The following is a 16,161-nucleotide window of genomic DNA, read 5'->3' as shown; positions in this document are numbered from 1 at the left end:
CACCGAAGGCAACGCAGCTGCATTGATAGGATAATGCGATTGCATTACCATTCAGGCATCACCCCAGATCCGCAGGAGACCGCCATGGCCGCGACCCTCGAAGTCGAATCCACACTCACCGATCGCTACCAGACCACGGTGCCGGAAACCGTGCGTCGTGCCCTCAAGCTGGGCAAGCGCGACAAGATCCACTACACCATTCGCCCCAGTGGAGAGGTGGTGCTCACGCGCGCCGAGGCCCCCGAGGGCGACGACCCGGTGCTGGGGCAGTTCCTCGGTTTCCTCGCCGCCGACATCGCTCGCCACCCCGAGCGGCTGCAAGCTGTGGATGCCGCCCTCATCGAACGACTCCAATCGTTGGTTGGCGGCGTCGATGTCGATCTCGAAGCGGCCCTTTCGGCAGACGATGAATGAGCGCAGGGAAACCCGTACCCCTGGTCATTCACGGCTGGACGGTCTTCGCTCATCCGCTGTTCCTGGCGCAGGTTGAAGCCTTGGCACGGCAGGTCGAGAGTCTGAAACAGAAGGATCCTGCCGGGTACGTGAAAAAGAACGCCAGCAAACGACTGGCCGCGATCACCAAACTGGCGTTCGATGTCATCCCGCAAGATCCGGCGCGACCGGAGTATCGCCAGGGCGGGACGCTCGGCGACGAGCACAAACACTGGTTCCGGGCCAAGTTCTTCCAGCAGTACCGACTGTTCTTCCGCTACCACGCGCAGGCCAAGGTGATCGTTTACGCCTGGGTGAATGACGAAGACACCAAACGTGCCTTTGAGCGCAGCGACGATGCCTACCGGGTGTTCCGCAAGATGCTGGAAAACGGGCATCCGCCCGATGACTGGGATCGGCTGCTGGCGCAGGCGCAGAAAGAAGCGCAGCGGCTGCAGGAATCAGTGGCCAGGAGCCTGTCGGACTTTGGGCGTCGATAGCGAGAACGCGCCCCAGCGAGGCCAGTTTTTGCCGGATTCGCAGCCCCATAGTGGCGCTATGGGGCAAGAAGACGGTAAAAAATGGGCCGCTGCGGCGCATTCGCAGCCGGCGATTCCAAAGTCCGACAGGCTCCTAGGGCGGCAGCAGCCCGGTGATAGCGCCACGGGGCATTCTGAATGCGGCGAATCCGCTCTCCAATCTCCGCAAAATATGCAGCGAATAGTCGACGCCTACCTGTCACTTCGCTCGCCCGCCGCACAGCACCTTCATGGACGTTCGGAAAGCGACCAAGAATCATGAAATCAAGCTGCATGCGCAGAGGTAACGCAATCCAAAAGCTCGGCGCCTGCGGCGTCCTGGCGCTGTGGCTGGCTGGCGCCTGGGCACAGGCCGATCCAAACGTCGCGCAAACGCCGGGCAGCGAGCCGGGCAACGAGGCTGGCAACGAGCCGCTGGCCCCCTACAGTGCGCCCTACACCCCGCCCGCGCAGCCCTGGGGCCAGGGCCTGAGCAGCCTGCTGCACCTGGATGCCGAGGCGCTGGGCGTGGTGGGCGGGCGCGGAGCGCGGCGGCCGCTCGCCGTGGCCGCGGTGCAGGCCGGCCTGAGCCTGGACACCGAACAGGCCGGCTGGTGGCGCCAGGGGCAGTTCGACCTCATGCTCATGGGCCTGCGCGCGAGTGGCAATCTGCCGCAGCGCAGCGGCGACGCGCAGCTGCCCACCAGTCTGTGGGCGCCGGATTTTTTGCGCGTCTATCAGGCCAGCTATCGCCAGGGCACCGGCAGCGCCTTCGTGCAGGGCGGGGTGATGGACCTGGCCAACCAGTTCAACGTGACCGAGGTGGCCGGGCATTTGCACAACGCTTCGTTCGGCAGCACGCCCACGTTGACCGAAAACGCCCGCCTCGCCACCTTCCCCAACCCTGGGCTGGCCATGGTGGCGGGGGCCGACCTGGGCCGGGGCTGGAGCGCGCAGGCCGGCCTCTGGCAGGGCAACCCGCCCGCGGGCACGGGGGCGCTGCGCGGCGCGCTGTTCATCGCCGAGGCCGCGCGTGACTTTGGCGGTGCGGACGGTGCCGACGGCGTGGACGCGGACGACGTAGCGCGCGCCGACGATGCCGCCGCAGGCAGCAAAGCGGGCACCACGCTCAAGCTCGGCTGGTGGCAGCACCGGCTGCAGGGCACGGCGGGGGCGTCAGGCCCGTATGGCATTGTCCAGCACAGCTGGCGCGACGAGGCCCGGCGCCTGTGGAGCCTGTTTGCGCAAGCCGGGCGCGCGCCGCAGGCCGCGAGCATGGTGCGCAGCTACCTGGGCGCGGGTGCGCGCGTGCGCGGGCTGTTCGCGGCGCGCCCGGCCGATGTGCTGACTTTGGGGCTGGCGCAGGTGCGCCAGCCGCTGCAGCGCGCTGAAACCGTGTGGGAGCTGGTGTATTCGACCGAGCTGGCCCCGCATGTGTACGTGCAGCCCGACCTGCAATACATCACCCGCCCCGGCGGCGGCCCCGGCACGCAGACCGTGCTGGGGCTGCGCGTGCACGTGGAGCAATGAATCGTGCTTGGAATTTCAGGCCAAAAATGGCCATTAGCCAAGGTGCAGCAAGCGCTGGAAGCTATCAAAAATGATGAAGGCAGGCTGGGTTGGCAACCCAGCCTGCGTCTTTCGCCCGTCATTGCGAGGCGGCAGACAGGCGGACGAAGTGATGCCCGCCAGCCGCCTCGCCATCATCCCGCGTCCTAATGAACAATCTGGGTTTAACCCAGATTGTCCATTAGGCGGTGCTGCGCACCTACGCGGGCGCTGGCGGGCGCCTGACGGCCATTTTGGCCGCTGCCTCGGCGTCCATGGCACCGGCCATGGACTTCTCCTCAGCAGCCAAACTGCCTCGCCAGCCACCTCGCCATCATCCCGCGTCCTAATGAACAATTTGGGTTTAAGTGTCCTGCGCAGGCGCCACCCAGTTCTCTACCGCTAGTCCCTCGACGCGGCGGAACTCGCGCTCGTTGTTGGTCACAAGCACCCAGCCTTCGGCCCGCGCGTGGGCGGCGATCCAGAGGTCGTTGTTGCCAATGGGCTGCCCGGCGCGCTCAAGGCTGCTACGGATTTGGCCATAGTGCTCGCCAGCGGCAGGGGTCAAGGGCATTACCTGGATGGCGCTTTGCAGCTGCTGCAGCGCTAGCAGGGCCTTGGGCCGGGACTGGCTCTTTTCTGCGCCGTGCTGAAGCTCGCCCAGGGTGATGACGGACATGGCCAAAGCGTCTGCGCTGAGTTGCTCAAACCGCGCCCTGACGGCGGGCGGGTGGTGCTTGGCGATGTAGATGCAGATGTTGGTGTCGAGCAGATAGCGGATGGGCATTCAAAACGCCTCGCGCTCTTGGGGAGGGGGATCTTCGCGGCCTTCCTGCATGAAGTCGGCAGGCAGGGAGGTCAGGGCATCAAAGATGGCAGCGGCGCTGGCGGGGTGTTCGCGCAGGATGATGTCGTTGCCCTGCCGAAAGATCTCTACCTGCTCGGTGTTGAACCGGAATTCTTTGGGCAGACGCACGGCCTGGCTGTTGCCGGACTGGAAAACGCGGGCGTAGGTCATGTGACCTCCTTTGAAAATATATACAAAAAGTATATACGCACCAGATCTTCTGTCAATGCTCAGGAGTGTATGTGGTGCCCTGCGTCTGCGTCACCGCCGTTTACCCCAGATGGCGCATGCGGCGGTGCCGTGTCCCTACGGGGCACGCAATGACGGGGGCTTGTTTGTCAGCAGCGCCTGCAGTTCCTCGGGCGGGGCCACGGTGACGCCGACTTCGAGCTCGTGCGCGCCGCCGCCCTGGATCACGCCGCGCATGGGCGAGACGTCGGAGAAGTCGCGCCCCACGGCGAGCGTGACGTAGTCCGCGCCGGGGCTGCCCCAGCCGCTGCGGCGGTTCGTGGGGTCGAAGTCGAACCAGGCGCCGCCGGCTTGCTGCGCCTGCGTGTGCAGCGCCGCGCTCATGGGGTCGGTGTCGTCAGGCAATGGCGCGGCGTGCGCGTGGGCGGCGATCCAGGGCACATACACGCTGACCCAGGCGTGCGAGGCATCCGCGCCTATGAGCCGGGGCTTGCCCGGCGGCGGGCGCGTGAGCAGGTAGCCGCTCACGTAGCGCGCGGGCAGGCCCAGGCTGCGCAGGCAGCCGAGCATGATGTGCGCGAAGTCCTGGCAAACGCCCTTGCGCTGCGCGAGCGCCTGCAGCGCGGGCGTGTTGACCTGCGTGCTCGCGGGGGTGTAGCGCAGTTCGCGGTGGATGCGCTCCATGAGCGCCTGCGCGGCGGCCAGCAGCGGCGTGCCGGGTGCGAACGCGGGGCGCGCAAAGGCGGCGAAGGCGTCGTCGCGCGGCACATGCGGCGAGGCGAAGAGGAATTCGCTCGCGGCGTCGTAGGGCGCGCCGGCGCGGTAGCGGTAGTGCTCGCGCACGGCCTCCCAGGGGGCTTGCCAAGGCGCGTGCCATGCAGGGGCGGGCGGCGCATTGGCAGGAGGTGCGTCGGCAGGAGGTGCGTCGGCAGGAGGTGCGTCGGCGGTGGCCAAATCGGACGCGGCGCTGGACGGGACGAGGGAAAGGGCCGGGGGCGCCGCCGCGGGAATGCTTGGGGCCGCGGCGGCGGTGGCCCCAGCGGTTGCAGCCGCAGTTGCCGCAGTTGCTGCGGTGGCCGTAGTTGCCGCAGCGGCCACGATGGGCAGGGGCGCCGGGAGCTGCGTTTGCACCAGGCTGTCGGCCTCCACGCACAGGCTCTCGTGCGGCGCCTGCAGCGTGAAGAAGCTGCGCAGGTTGCCGAAAGCGTCGCGCGCCTTGCTTTGTGCGGCGGGCTCGGGGGTGATGCGCAGGGTGTGGGAGAGCACCTGCTGCACGGCGGTATCGACGGGGCTCAGGTGCAGCATGTGCTGCGCGTGATCCACCGGGCCTTGGTAGCGGTAGCAGGTGCGGTGCAGGATGCGCAGCAGCATGGGGCGGGGCGATGGATGCATCGGTGTCAGATTTCGAGGCTCTGGCTCGGGCGGTCGGCGTGGCTGAAGTGCAGGCGCGTGATCTCGTCGGAGAGTGTGCCCGCGGCGCCGATGCAGTCGGCCAGCAGCGTGTGCAGCGCGCCAAAGTTGCGTTCGCTGCCGGGCTGCGCGAGCGTGGCGAGCTGCCAGGTCTCGGGCTGCGGCAGCGCGAGCGCCAGGGCTGTGTCCGCGGGCGAGGTGTTTTCGGCGAGGCGCAGCAGGCGCGCGCGCAGCGAGTGCAGCACCCAGGCGAGCGAGCGCGGGTTGTCGCGGTCGAGCACGAGCAGGTCCAGCAGCGCGGCCATGTCGCGGCGCTGCTGGTAGCGTGCGTGGAAGGTGATGGTGCTGTCGAACAGCGCCACCATGGCCTCGAAGCCGTCGATGTCCTGCAGGCTGCGTTGCTCCAGCCCGAGCATGAGCGCGCGCGCCAGGGTGACGAGGCGCTCGATGTGCCGGCCTATGGAGAGCAGGCGCCAGCCGCTGTCGCGCACCATGCGGTCGGTCTGCGCGCCGGTGATGGCGGCGAGCAGCTCGCTCGCGTTCTGCAGGGCCACGAGCGCCTCGGCGGTGGCGTATTCGGCGTTGCCCGAGAGCGCGGCGCAGTCGCGCGCGAAGTCGCCCTCGGTGCGCTTGATGAGGTTCCAGTGCTCTTGCGACAGGCGCTCGCGCACCTGCGCGGCGGCGGATTTGAGCGCGCGCAGGTTGAAGCCCACGCTGTACGACTGCTCGGCCAGCGGCGTGCCCGGCGCGGGCGCGAGTGCGGCGATCAGGCTGCGCGTGAACACGCGCGGCGACTGCTCGGCGCCGGGCACGTCGGGCAGCACCAGCGCGTTTTCGCGTGCCAGCGCCGAGAGCCAGGCGACGAGCGGGCGCGCGCCGGGCTCGTCGCCCGAGAGCTGGCGCAGCATGATCTGGGCCATGCGCACGCTGCTTTCGGCGCGCTCGGTGTAGCGCCCGAGCCAGAACAGGTTTTCTGCCGCGCGGCTGGTCACGGGGCGCTTGGGCTGCGCCTGCGTGGGCACGCCCGTGGCGGGGTTGAGCATGGTGGTGCGGTCCACCGCGCCGTCGGTGAGCACCCAGCAGTCGGCGCTGCTGCCGCCGCGCTGCATGGCCGCGACGAGCTCGCCGCGCGGCGCGAGCCGCACCAGCCCGCCGGGCAGTACGCGCCACGACTGCGGCCCGTCGGCGAGCGCGAACACGCGCAGGATGGCCGAGCGCGGCACCAGGCCGTCCGGCGTCCAGGTGGGCGTTTGCGACAGCGGCAGCCAGGCCTGCACCGTGTAGTCTTCGGGGTGGCGCGCGATGCGGCCCGCCCACTCGTTCAGCGCGCGCTCGTCGAGGCTGCGGCCCATCACCGTGTCCATGCGCGTGTTCGGGTAGGTGGGGCGGATCACGCTCGTGGGCAAAAGCGGCAGCACCTCGCGCAGCGCGGCTTCTTCGCCGCACCACCAGGTAGCGAGCGACGGCAGGCGCAGCGGCTCGCCCAGCAGGTGTTCGCTGATGGCGGGCAAAAAGCCCAGCAGCGCGCTCGACTCGAGCGGCGCCGAGCCCGGCATGTTGGCCATGAGCAGATTCCCCGCGCGCAGCACCTGCAGCAGGCCGGGCACGCCGAGCGTGGAGTCGGCGCGCAGCTCCAGCGGGTCCAGCCATTCGTCGTCGAGGCGCTTGATGAGCGCGTGCACGGGCTCCAGGCCCTGCAGCGTCTTGAGGTACAGGCGCTGGTCGCGCACCGTGAGGTCGCTGCCCTCGACGAGCGTGAGGCCCAGGTAGCGCGCGAGGTAGGCGTGCTCGAAGTAGGTCTCGTTGTACGGGCCGGGCGTGAGCAGCGCGATGCGCGCGTTCTCGCCTTCGGGCAGCCTGCGCTGCAGGCCCTCCATGAGCGCGCGGTAGCTCGCGGCGAGGCGCTGCACCTTCATGCCCGCGAAGGCGTGCGGAAACTGGCGCGAGACGGCGATGCGGTTTTCGAGCAGATAGCCCAGCCCCGAGGGCGCCTGCGTGCGCTGGCCCACCACCGACCAGCGCCCGTCGGGGCCGTGTGCGAGGTCGAGCGCCACGATGGGCAGCCAGGTGTCGCCGGGCGGGCGCACGTCCAGCATGGGGCGCAGGTAGCCGGGGTGGCCCTGCACCAGCGCGGCGGGCAGCAGCGCGCGCTGCAGCAGCGTGCGCGGGCCGTACAGGTCGGCCATCATGGCGTCGAGCAGGCGCGCGCGCTGGCGCACCCCGGCCTCGATCTGCGCCCAGTCCTGCGGACTCACGATCAGCGGCAGCAAGTCCAGCGCCCAGGGCCGCTGCAGGCCCGCAGAGGCGTCGGCATAGACGTTGTAGGTCACGCCGTTGTCGCGCAGCTGGCGCTGCAGGTTGTCGTTGCTGCGCGCGAGGTCGTCCTTGCCCAAATAGGCAAAAAAGCGCGCCCAGGCCGGGTTCAGGCTGCGCGCGGGCGGCGCCGTAGCGGCATCGGCGGCATCGGGGCCGTCGGTGGCGGCGGGCGTGGTAGGCGCGGTGGGCGCGGCGGGCGTGGTGGCGCCGAACAGTTCGTCGAAGTGGCCTGGCGCGGCCGGGGCGCTGCGCAGCGGCAGCGCCGCGGGATCGAGGCCGGGCAGGGTGGAGACAGAGGCGGACATGGGGCCCGAGTATGCCCGCTGGGTGCCCGCATTCGCGCCGCGGCTGGCGCTGGTCAGGTGGGTCAAAGCAGCTTGGGGTGGGCCGTTTGCCGGGGGCGGGCCGTCTGCAGTTTTGGCCGCCGGCCCGCCCGCTGCCGCAGATGCTTTCGAATCAGTAGCTGCTTGCGCAGGTGCAGAGACGTCTGACGGGTCTTTTGGCATGTAAAAAACGGCGGCGCGGTGGGGTGGGCGAGCTGCGCGCTCAGGTGCGTCGCAAGTCCAGCGTGAACGGGAACTCGCGGTTTACCGCGGCCGGCGCGGCGTCGAGCTTGCCCGGCGTGTGCCCCATCTGGAAAAAGCGCGCGAGGCGCCGGCTCTCGGCCTCGTAGGCGTTGACGGGGAAGTTGTCGTAGCTGCGCCCGCCCGGGTGCGTGACGTGGTACTGGCAGCCGCCGAGCGAGCGCTGCATCCAGCGATCGACGATGTCGAACGTGAGCGGCGCGTGCACGCCTATGGTGGGGTGCAGCGCCGAGGGCGGCGCCCAGGCTTTGTAGCGCACGCCGGCCACGTATTCGCCCACGGTGCCGGTGGGCTGCAGCGGCAGCGTCTGGCCGTTGCAGGTGACCACGTAGCGGCTGTCGTTGTAGCCGCTCACGTGCACCTCGAGCCGCTCGAGCGACGAATCGACGTAGCGCACGGTGCCGCCGGGGGCGCCTTCCTCGCCCATGACGTGCCAGGGTTCGAGCGCGTTGCGCAGCGTGAGCTCTATGCCGCGCGCGCGCACCTGCCCGATGAGCGGGAAGCGGAACTCGAAGTGCGGCGCGAACCACGCCATGTCGAACGCGTAGCCGAACTCGGCGAGCTCGCTGAGCACGTCCTCGAAGTCCATGCGCACGAAGGTCGGCAGCATGAAGCGGTCGTGCAGCTCGGTGCCCCAGCGCGTGAGCGTGCCGCTGTAGGGCTGCTGCCAAAAGCGCGCGACCAGGGCGCGCAGCAGCAGTTGCTGCGCGATGCTCATGCGCGCGTGCGGCGGCATCTCGAAGGCGCGCAGCTCCAAGAGCCCCAGGCGCCCCGTGGCAGAGTCGGGCGAATACAGCTTGTCTATGCAAAACTCGCTGCGGTGCGTGTTGCCCGTGACGTCGATGAGGATGTTGCGCAGCGTGCGATCGACCAGCCACGGCGGCATCTCCTGCCCGTGCAGGGCGCGGCTGCGCGCGATTTCGCGCAGCGCGATTTCGAGCTCGTAGAGCTGGTCGTTGCGCGCCTCGTCCACACGCGGGGCCTGGCTCGTGGGGCCTATGAACAGGCCGCTGAACAGGTACGACAGCGAGGGGTGGTTGTGCCAGTACGCCACCAAGCTGCCCAGCAGCTCGGGGCGGCGCAAAAAGGGCGAGTCGGCGGGCGTGGCGCCGCCGAGCACGAAGTGGTTGCCCCCGCCGGTGCCGGTGTGGCGCCCGTCGGTCATGAACTTTTCGGCGCACAGGCGCGTCTCGTGCGCCGCGGCGTAGAGGAATTCGGTGTGCTCGACGAGCTCGGCCCAGTCGTGCGCGGGGTGGATGTTGACCTCGATCACGCCGGGGTCGGGCGTGACCTGCAGCATCTTCAGGCGTGGGTCGCGCGGCGGCGGGTAGCCTTCGAGGATGATCTTCACGCCCAGCGCCTGCGCCGTGGCTTCGACGGCGGCGAGCAGGTCCAGGTAGTCCTCGAGCCGCGCAATCGGCGGCATGAACACGTACAGGTGCTGGCTTTTGCCGCCTTGCGTGCGCTCGGCCAGCGGGCCGTTGGCGCGCTGCGGGTCGCGCGCCTCCACGCACAGCGCAGTGCGCGTGAGCCACGCGGCCGATTCGCCCAGGCGCGGCATGCGTGTGTCGAGCACGCCGGGGGCGACGGCGGGCGGCAGGCCGCTGCCGGTGCCTTCCGCTTGCCCTTCAGCCGGCGCGCCCGCATCCACGCCCTGCACGGCCACCGTGCCGCCCTCGGCAAAGCCGCCGCCGATCTGGTGCGGCGCAATACCGTGCTCTGGCCCAGCGTGGCCGGGGCTTTGCGTGCGCAGCGGCACGGACGCAGGCAGCGGCGCGCGCGGGGCGAACGGGTCTTGTTCGATGAGGTGGGGGTAGTCGGCCTGCGCCACCCAGGGCAGCGAGTCGAGCGGCAGGCGCCAGCCCATGGGCGAGTCGCCAGGCACGAGGTACATGCGCTCGTCGCGCAAAAACCATGGCCCGCTGGCCCAGCGCGTGCGCGTGGCCTTGCCGTCCTCGGCCAGCAGGGCGGGCGCGTAGGGCTGCAGCGGCAGCACGTAGCCCACCACGGCGTCCAGCCCCTGGCTGAACAGGCGGCGCAGGCGCGCGCGCTCCAGCGGGTCGTCGAGCTTGCTGTCGAACGGGTCCACGTTCACGGGCAGGCGCCGTTCACGCCACAGGTAGTACCAGGTGTCTTCGTAGCCGGGTGTGATCCAGTTCGTGCCGATGCGCAGCTGCTCGGCCAGCGTGGCGATGAAGCGCTGCGCGTCTTCGTGCGTGTAGTGCGCGCTCTCGCGCTCGTCGGCCAGCAGCGCCGGGTCGTGCCAGCAGGCTTGGCCGTCGGCGCGCCAGAACACCGACAGCGCCCAGCGCGGCAGCTGCTCGCCCGGGTACCACTTGCCCTGTCCCATGTGGATGAAGCCGCCCGAGCCGTAGTGCGCACGCAGCCGCCCCAGCAGCTCGGTGGCGTAGCCGCGCTTGGTCGGGCCCAGCGCGTCGGTGTTCCATTCGGGCGCGTCGCGGTCGCTCGTGGCCACGAAGGTGGGCTCGCCGCCCTGCGTGAGGCGCACGTCGTGGTGTTGCAGATCGGCGTCCACCCGCTCGCCCAGCGCCAGGATATGCGCCCATTGCTCCTCGGTGTAGGGCTTGGTGACGCGCGGCGACTCGTGCACGCGCGTGACCTGCATGTGGTGGCTGAACGTCACCTCACACTCGTCCACCAGGCCCTCCACGGGCGCGGCGCTCGAGGGCTGCGGCGTGCAGGCCAGCGGAATATGCCCCTCGCCCGCGAGCAGGCCCGAGGTCGGGTCCAGCCCTATCCAGCCCGCGCCGGGCAGAAACACCTCGCACCAGGCGTGCAGGTCGGTAAAGTCTTTTTCGGGGCCGCTCGGGCCGTCGATGGCCTTGACGTCGGGCGCGAGCTGGATCAGATAGCCCGAGACGAAGCGCGCCGCGAGCCCCAGGTGGCGCAGCAGCTGCACCAGCAGCCAGGCGCTGTCGCGGCACGAGCCGCGCGCCAGCTGCAGCGTGGTTTCAGGGCTTTGCACGCCCGGCTCCATGCGGATGGTATAGGCCACGTCGGCGTGCAGGCGCTGGTTGAGCTCGACCAAAAAGTCTATGGTGCGGCGGGGCTTGAGGTCTGTGCGCGCAAGATAGTCGGCAAACAGCGGCGTGAGCGGCTCCTTGGCCAGGTAGGGCGCGAGTTCGAGTGCCAGCGCGCTTTCGTAGCGAAACGGAAACTGCTCGGCGTAGGGCTCGAGAAAAAAGTCGAAGGGGTTATAGACCGCCATTTCCGCGACCAGATCGATGGTGATCTTGAACTCGGTCGTGGGCTCGGGAAACACCAGGCGCGCCTGGTAGTTGGCAAACGGGTCTTGCTGCCAGTTGATGAAATGCTTGGGCGGCTCCACGCGCTGCGAATAGGCGAGGATTTTGGTGCGGCTGTGCGGCGCGGGGCGCAGGCGCACGACCTGCGGGCCCAGCTGCACAGGGCGGTCGTAGCGGTAGTGCGTGATGTGGTTCAGGGCGACGTGGATGGCCATGGGGGCGTCTTTCGCAGAAAGTGAGAATTGCTCGCTCTAAGCCTAGCAAGTCCTGCGCCAAACGCCGATGACAAAACAGCGCCCGTGGGCGCGAAACCACGCGCGGCCCACGCCCGCTCAAGCACGCTTGCATTGGGGGCCGGTGCGCCAAGCCGCTTTGCTACACTTTGCGCCCATGTTCATTCACCGCATGTCCGTGACAGGTCGCAGCGACCGGGGAGCCTGGCCCTGGCGTAAGCCTGCTGCAGCCCGCCCTTGTTGACCGCGTCCGGCGCAGCCGCCGGGCGCACCAGCGTGGCCCAAGCCTCGGGCCGTTTGCATGCAATGAACGAGGCGGCACCCGGCTTTCAGCCAGCCTTGCGATGCGACGCGGTGCCGCTTCCCTCTCCAGGAGTCCCCGGTGATTTCAGAATCAGAATTCCAAGCCCTGGCCGATGCCGGCTACAACCGCATCCCGCTCGTGGCCGAGGCTTTCGCAGACCTCGAAACCCCCCTTTCTTTGTACCTCAAATTGGCCTGTAGTGCAGATGGATCAAGCGCAGGCAGCTATAGTTTTTTGCTCGAATCGGTGGTTGGCGGCGAGCGCTTCGGGCGCTACAGCTTCATCGGCCTGCCGGCGCGCACCTTGCTGCGTGCGCGCGGCTTCGGTGAGCAGGCGCGCACCGAAGTGGTGACCGACGGCCAGGTGGTCGAATCGGCGCCGGGCAATCCGCTGGACTTCATCGCGGCCTACCAGCAGCGCTTCAAGGTCGCGCTGCGCCCCGGCCTGCCGCGCTTTTGCGGCGGGCTCGCGGGCTATTTCGGCTACGACACGGTGCGCCACATCGAGAAAAAGCTCGTGGCCAGCTGCCCGCCCGACACGCTGGGCACGCCCGACATCCTGCTGCTGCAGTGCGAGGAGCTCGCCGTCATCGACAACCTCTCGGGCAAGCTCTCGCTCATCGTCTATGCCGACCCGGCCACGCCGCAGGCCTACGCGCAGGCCTGCGCACGGCTCGACGCCTTGCGCGCCAAGCTGCAAAGCCCCGTGCGCCCGCCCGTGCTGCGCGCGAGCGCCAGCGCGCCTGCGCAGCGCAGCTTCGCCAAGGACGACTACGTGGCCGCGGTGCTGCGCGCCAAGGAGCTGATCGCCGCGGGCGACTTCATGCAGGTGCAGGTGGGCCAGCGCATCCACAAGTCCTACAGCCAAAGCCCGCTCGCGCTGTACCGCGCGCTGCGCTCGCTCAACCCCTCGCCCTACCTGTATTTCTACGACATGGGCGACTTTCAGGTGGTGGGCTCCAGCCCCGAAATCCTCGTGCGCCAGGAGCGCACCGACGCGGGCACCAAGGTCACGATCCGCCCGCTCGCGGGCACGCGCGCGCGCGGCGCCACGCCCGAGGCCGACTTGGCCGCCGAGCGCGAGCTCGTCAACGACCCCAAGGAGCGCGCCGAGCACGTGATGCTGATCGACCTCGCGCGCAACGACATAGGCCGCATCGCAAAAACAGGCAGCGTCAAGGTGACCGAAGCCTTTGCCGTCGAGCGCTACAGCCACGTCATGCACATCGTGAGCAATGTCGAGGGCATGCTGCAAGACGGCATGACCAACATGGACGTGCTGCGCGCCACCTTCCCCGCGGGCACGCTCACGGGCGCGCCCAAGGTGCACGCGATGGAGCTGATCGACCAGCTCGAGCCCGTCAAGCGCGGCATCTACGGCGGCGCCTGCGGGTACCTGAGCTATGCGGGCGACATGGACGTGGCCATCGCCATACGCACCGGCATCGTCAAGGACGGCACGCTCTACGTGCAGGCGGCCGCCGGCGTGGTGGCCGACAGCGTGCCCGAGCTCGAATGGCGCGAAACCGAACACAAGGCGCGCGCGCTGCTGCGCGCCGCCGAACTCGTCGAGGAGGGCTTGGAATGAGCAAGGCGATCGAACAGGTGCTGCACTGCACCACCATGGCCGAAGTGCGCCGCGCCGTCGATGCGCTCGACGACCAGCTCGTGCCCCTGCTCGTGCAGCGCCTGGGCTACATGCTGCAGGCCGCGCGCATCAAACAGGCGCCCGAGCAGGTGCGCGACGAGGCGCGCATCGCCGCCATCGTCGAGCGCGTGCGCGCACGCGCCCAGGCCGAAGGCGGCCCGCCCGAGGTGCTCGAAGCCATCTACCGCGCCCTCATGGAAACCTGCATCGCCTTCGAGCAGCGCGAGTTCGAGCGCCTGCACAGCGCGCCGGCAAACGCCCCGGCGGCGCACGCACCCGCGAGCGTGGGCCGTGGCGTGAAGCTGCTCATGATCGACAACTACGACAGCTTCACCTACAACCTCGTGCAGTATTTCGGCGAGCTTGGCGCGCAGGTGCAGGTGCTGCGCAACGACGAAGTCACGCTCGCAGAGCTCGACGCGATGTTCCGCGCGGGCCGCTTCGAGCGCCTGTGCATCAGCCCCGGCCCGTGCTCGCCCGCCGAGGCCGGCGTGTCGGTGCCCGCGATCCGCCACTTTGCCGGCAAGCTGCCGATCCTGGGCGTGTGCCTGGGCCACCAGGCCATAGGCGCGGCCTTCGGCGGGCGCATCGTGCGCGCACGCACGCTCATGCACGGCAAGACCAGCCCCATCACCACCACGCAGCAAGGCGTGTTCGCCGGCCTGCCGCGCCAGTTCACCGTGAACCGCTACCACTCGCTCGTGATCGAGCGCGCCACATGCCCGCCCGAGCTGCAAATCACCGCCACCAGCGACGACGACGGCGAAATCCAGGGTGTGCGCCACACCGGCTTCGCCGACGCCGTGCGCATCGAAGGCGTGCAATTCCACCCCGAAAGCATCCTGACCGAGCATGGACATGCGATGCTGGCGAACTTTTTGCGCTGAGCGCGAGCGCACGCCAAGGGAATGCTTCCGATGCCCGACGCCCACCACCTCCTGCTCTTTCTCGCCGCCGGCCTGGTGCTCAACCTCACGCCGGGGCCGGATGTGATGTTCATCGTCGCCAACGCGGTGCGCGCCGGGGTGCGCGCCGGCGTGGCGGCGGCGCTGGGGATTGCGGCGGGGTGCCTGGTGCACGTGGCGGCGGCGGCGCTCGGTGTGTCAGCCCTGCTCGCGGCCAGCGCGACGGCGTTTGCGCTGCTCAAATGGGTGGGCGCGGTGTATCTGGTGTGGGTGGGCGTGCAGATGCTGCGCACGGCCTGGCGTGGGAGTCAGCCGCAGGATACTTCTGAAGTGATAGCTGCTAGCGCAGGTGGGACGGGCGCTAGAGGCACTTTTGATGCCAAAAACCCGGCCGCTGCAAGTGCCGCGCCCGCTTCCCCTGTCGCGCTCACCACCGTGCTGCGCCGCGGCTTTCTGACCAACGTGCTCAACCCCAAGGTGGCGCTGTTCTTTCTGGCCTTCGTGCCGCAGTTCATCGCGCCGGGCGCGGCGCACGCGGGCGCGGTGTTTTTGCTGCTGGGCCTGCTGTTCACCGTCAACGGCCTGCTCGTGTGCCTGGGCTGGGCCTGGGTGGCGGCCTGGGCGGCGCGGCGTGCGCGCGCCTTGCAGCGCGCGCTGCGCTGGCTCGACGGCGTGGCGGGCGGCCTGTTCATCGTGTTTGGCGTCAAGCTCGCGCTCACGCAGGCGCCCGGGGCGCGTTGATTTTTCTGGTTTTTCTGACGATTTGGAGACACGGCCCATGCCCATCACCGCGCAAGAGGCGCTGGCGCGCACCATAGAGCACCGCGAGATTTTTCATGACGAAATGCTGCACCTGATGCGCCTGATCATGAACGGCGAGATTTCGCCGCTCATGGTGGCGGCCATCATCACGGGCCTGCGCGTGAAAAAGGAGACGATAGGCGAGATCACCGCCGCCGCGCAGGTGATGCGCGAGCTCTCGACCAAGGTGCAGGTGGCCGACGCGACGCACCTCGTCGACGTGGTGGGCACGGGCGGCGACGGCGCGCATACCTTCAACATCAGCACTTGCAGCATGTTCGTGGCCGCCGCCGCGGGCGCCAAGGTGGCCAAGCACGGCGGGCGCAGCGTGTCGAGCAAATCGGGCAGCGCCGACGTGATGGAGGCGCTGGGCGTGAACATCCACCTCGCGCCCGCGCAGATCGCGCGCTGCGTGGCCGAGACGGGCGTGGGCTTCATGTTCGCGCCCAACCACCACCCGGCAATGAAAAACGTCGCGCCCATCCGCAAAGAAATGGGCGTCAAGACCATTTTCAACATCCTCGGGCCGCTCACCAACCCCGCGGGCGCGCCCAACATCCTCATGGGCGTGTTCCACCCCGACCTCGTGGGCATCCAGGTGCGCGTGCTGCAGCGCCTGGGCGCCAAGCACGCGCTCGTGGTGCATGGCCGCGACGGCATGGACGAAATCAGCCTGGGCGCGGCCACCATGGTGGGCGAGCTCAAAGGCGGTGCAATCCGCGAATACGAGGTTCACCCCGAGGACTTCGGCCTGGCCATGCAAAGCAACCGCAGCCTCAAGGTGAACACGCCCGAAGAATCGCTCGCCATGCTGCGCGGCGTGCTCGAAGGCCGGCCTGGTGCGGCGCGCGACATCGTGCTGCTCAACGCCGGCGCCACGCTCTACGCCGCCGGCGTGGTGCCTGACATCGCCACCGGCATCGCCCGCGCGCGCAGCGCCATCGATTCCGGCGCCGCGCAGGCCAAGCTCGAACAGGTGGTGGCGTTCAGCCGGGCGGCGGGGTGAGAGCGCTGCCGGGCAGTCCCATGCCAAAGGAGGTCACCATGTCGCGATTCCCCACTACGCCAGCAGCGAGAAAAGACGCCGCCGCGCCTGCCCAGACGCTTCAGCCTGCGGCCGCGTCGTGGCGAGAATTTCTGGACTTGCTCGCCACGACTGAG

The 16,161-nt window shown here is 69.1% G+C and carries 12 protein-coding genes and 1 pseudogene; 8 read left to right on the top strand and 5 right to left on the bottom strand.

What is annotated here, in order from left to right; genetic code table 11:
- Positions 1-84: 84 nt before the first annotated feature.
- From FK527_RS05915 to FK527_RS05905, 3 genes are all read left to right on the top strand, one after another.
- A complete protein-coding gene (locus FK527_RS05915) occupies positions 85-414 on the top strand; it encodes a type II toxin-antitoxin system PrlF family antitoxin (protein WP_144731118.1) in 330 nt (109 codons plus the stop codon).
- Positions 411-932, top strand: a complete 522-nt coding sequence (locus FK527_RS05910; protein ID WP_144731019.1) for a type II toxin-antitoxin system YhaV family toxin — start codon at positions 411-413, stop codon at positions 930-932. Before FK527_RS05915 ends, FK527_RS05910 begins: the two co-directional genes overlap by 4 nt.
- Positions 933-1,244: 312 nt before the next feature.
- Entirely contained in the window at positions 1,245-2,480 is a 1,236-nt protein-coding gene (locus FK527_RS05905; protein WP_144731017.1) for a carbohydrate porin, read from the top strand.
- Positions 2,481-2,862: 382 nt separating this feature from the next.
- Here the strand turns inward: FK527_RS05905 and vapC are convergent, their stop codons facing one another.
- The 5 genes from vapC to FK527_RS05880 all read right to left on the bottom strand — a co-directional run bounded on the left by vapC (position 2,863) and on the right by FK527_RS05880 (position 11,325).
- A complete protein-coding gene (vapC, locus tag FK527_RS05900; RefSeq protein WP_144731015.1) occupies positions 2,863-3,285 on the bottom strand; it encodes a type II toxin-antitoxin system tRNA(fMet)-specific endonuclease VapC in 423 nt (140 codons plus the stop codon).
- Positions 3,286-3,516, bottom strand: a complete 231-nt coding sequence (locus FK527_RS05895; RefSeq protein ID WP_144731013.1) for an antitoxin — start codon at positions 3,514-3,516, stop codon at positions 3,286-3,288.
- A 135-nt stretch (positions 3,517-3,651) separates the two neighbouring features.
- Positions 3,652-4,926, bottom strand: a complete 1,275-nt coding sequence (locus FK527_RS05890) for a transglutaminase family protein (protein ID WP_246072685.1) — start codon at positions 4,924-4,926, stop codon at positions 3,652-3,654.
- Positions 4,927-4,931: 5 nt separating this feature from the next.
- On the bottom strand, positions 4,932-7,565 hold the full coding sequence (locus FK527_RS05885; protein ID WP_144731011.1) for a circularly permuted type 2 ATP-grasp protein: 2,634 nt from the start codon (positions 7,563-7,565) through the stop codon (positions 4,932-4,934).
- Positions 7,566-7,806: 241 nt separating this feature from the next.
- Positions 7,807-11,325: a transglutaminase family protein gene (locus FK527_RS05880; RefSeq protein ID WP_144731009.1), complete on the bottom strand. Its 3,519-nt coding sequence runs from the start codon at positions 11,323-11,325 to the stop codon at positions 7,807-7,809.
- A 400-nt stretch (positions 11,326-11,725) separates the two neighbouring features.
- On the opposite strand from FK527_RS05880, the gene trpE reads away from it, so the two are divergent.
- From trpE to trpD, 5 genes and pseudogenes are all read left to right on the top strand, one after another.
- A complete protein-coding gene (gene trpE / locus FK527_RS05875) occupies positions 11,726-13,234 on the top strand; it encodes an anthranilate synthase component I (protein ID WP_144731008.1) in 1,509 nt (502 codons plus the stop codon).
- A pseudogene (locus FK527_RS17485) lies at positions 13,162-13,503 on the top strand (chorismate mutase); the annotation flags it as partial. The gene trpE and the pseudogene FK527_RS17485, both read left to right, overlap by 73 nt.
- 87 nt (positions 13,504-13,590) lie before the next feature.
- Positions 13,591-14,181: an anthranilate synthase component II gene (locus FK527_RS17480; RefSeq protein WP_246072689.1), complete on the top strand. Its 591-nt coding sequence runs from the start codon at positions 13,591-13,593 to the stop codon at positions 14,179-14,181.
- Between the two features lie 30 nt (positions 14,182-14,211).
- Positions 14,212-14,940 (top strand): LysE family translocator, encoded by a 729-nt coding sequence (locus FK527_RS05865; protein ID WP_144731004.1) that lies wholly within the window; start codon positions 14,212-14,214, stop codon positions 14,938-14,940.
- A 37-nt stretch (positions 14,941-14,977) separates the two neighbouring features.
- Positions 14,978-16,006, top strand: coding sequence for an anthranilate phosphoribosyltransferase (gene trpD / locus FK527_RS05860; protein WP_144731002.1), 1,029 nt, complete (start codon positions 14,978-14,980; stop codon positions 16,004-16,006).
- The last annotated feature ends 155 nt before the right edge of the window (positions 16,007-16,161 follow it).

The organism is Extensimonas perlucida (genome assembly GCF_007655255.1).
GTDB lineage: Bacteria > Pseudomonadota > Gammaproteobacteria > Burkholderiales > Burkholderiaceae_C > Extensimonas > Extensimonas perlucida.
Note: the sequence above shows the minus strand (reverse complement) of the source record. Positions and strands in the feature narration are given on the sequence as shown.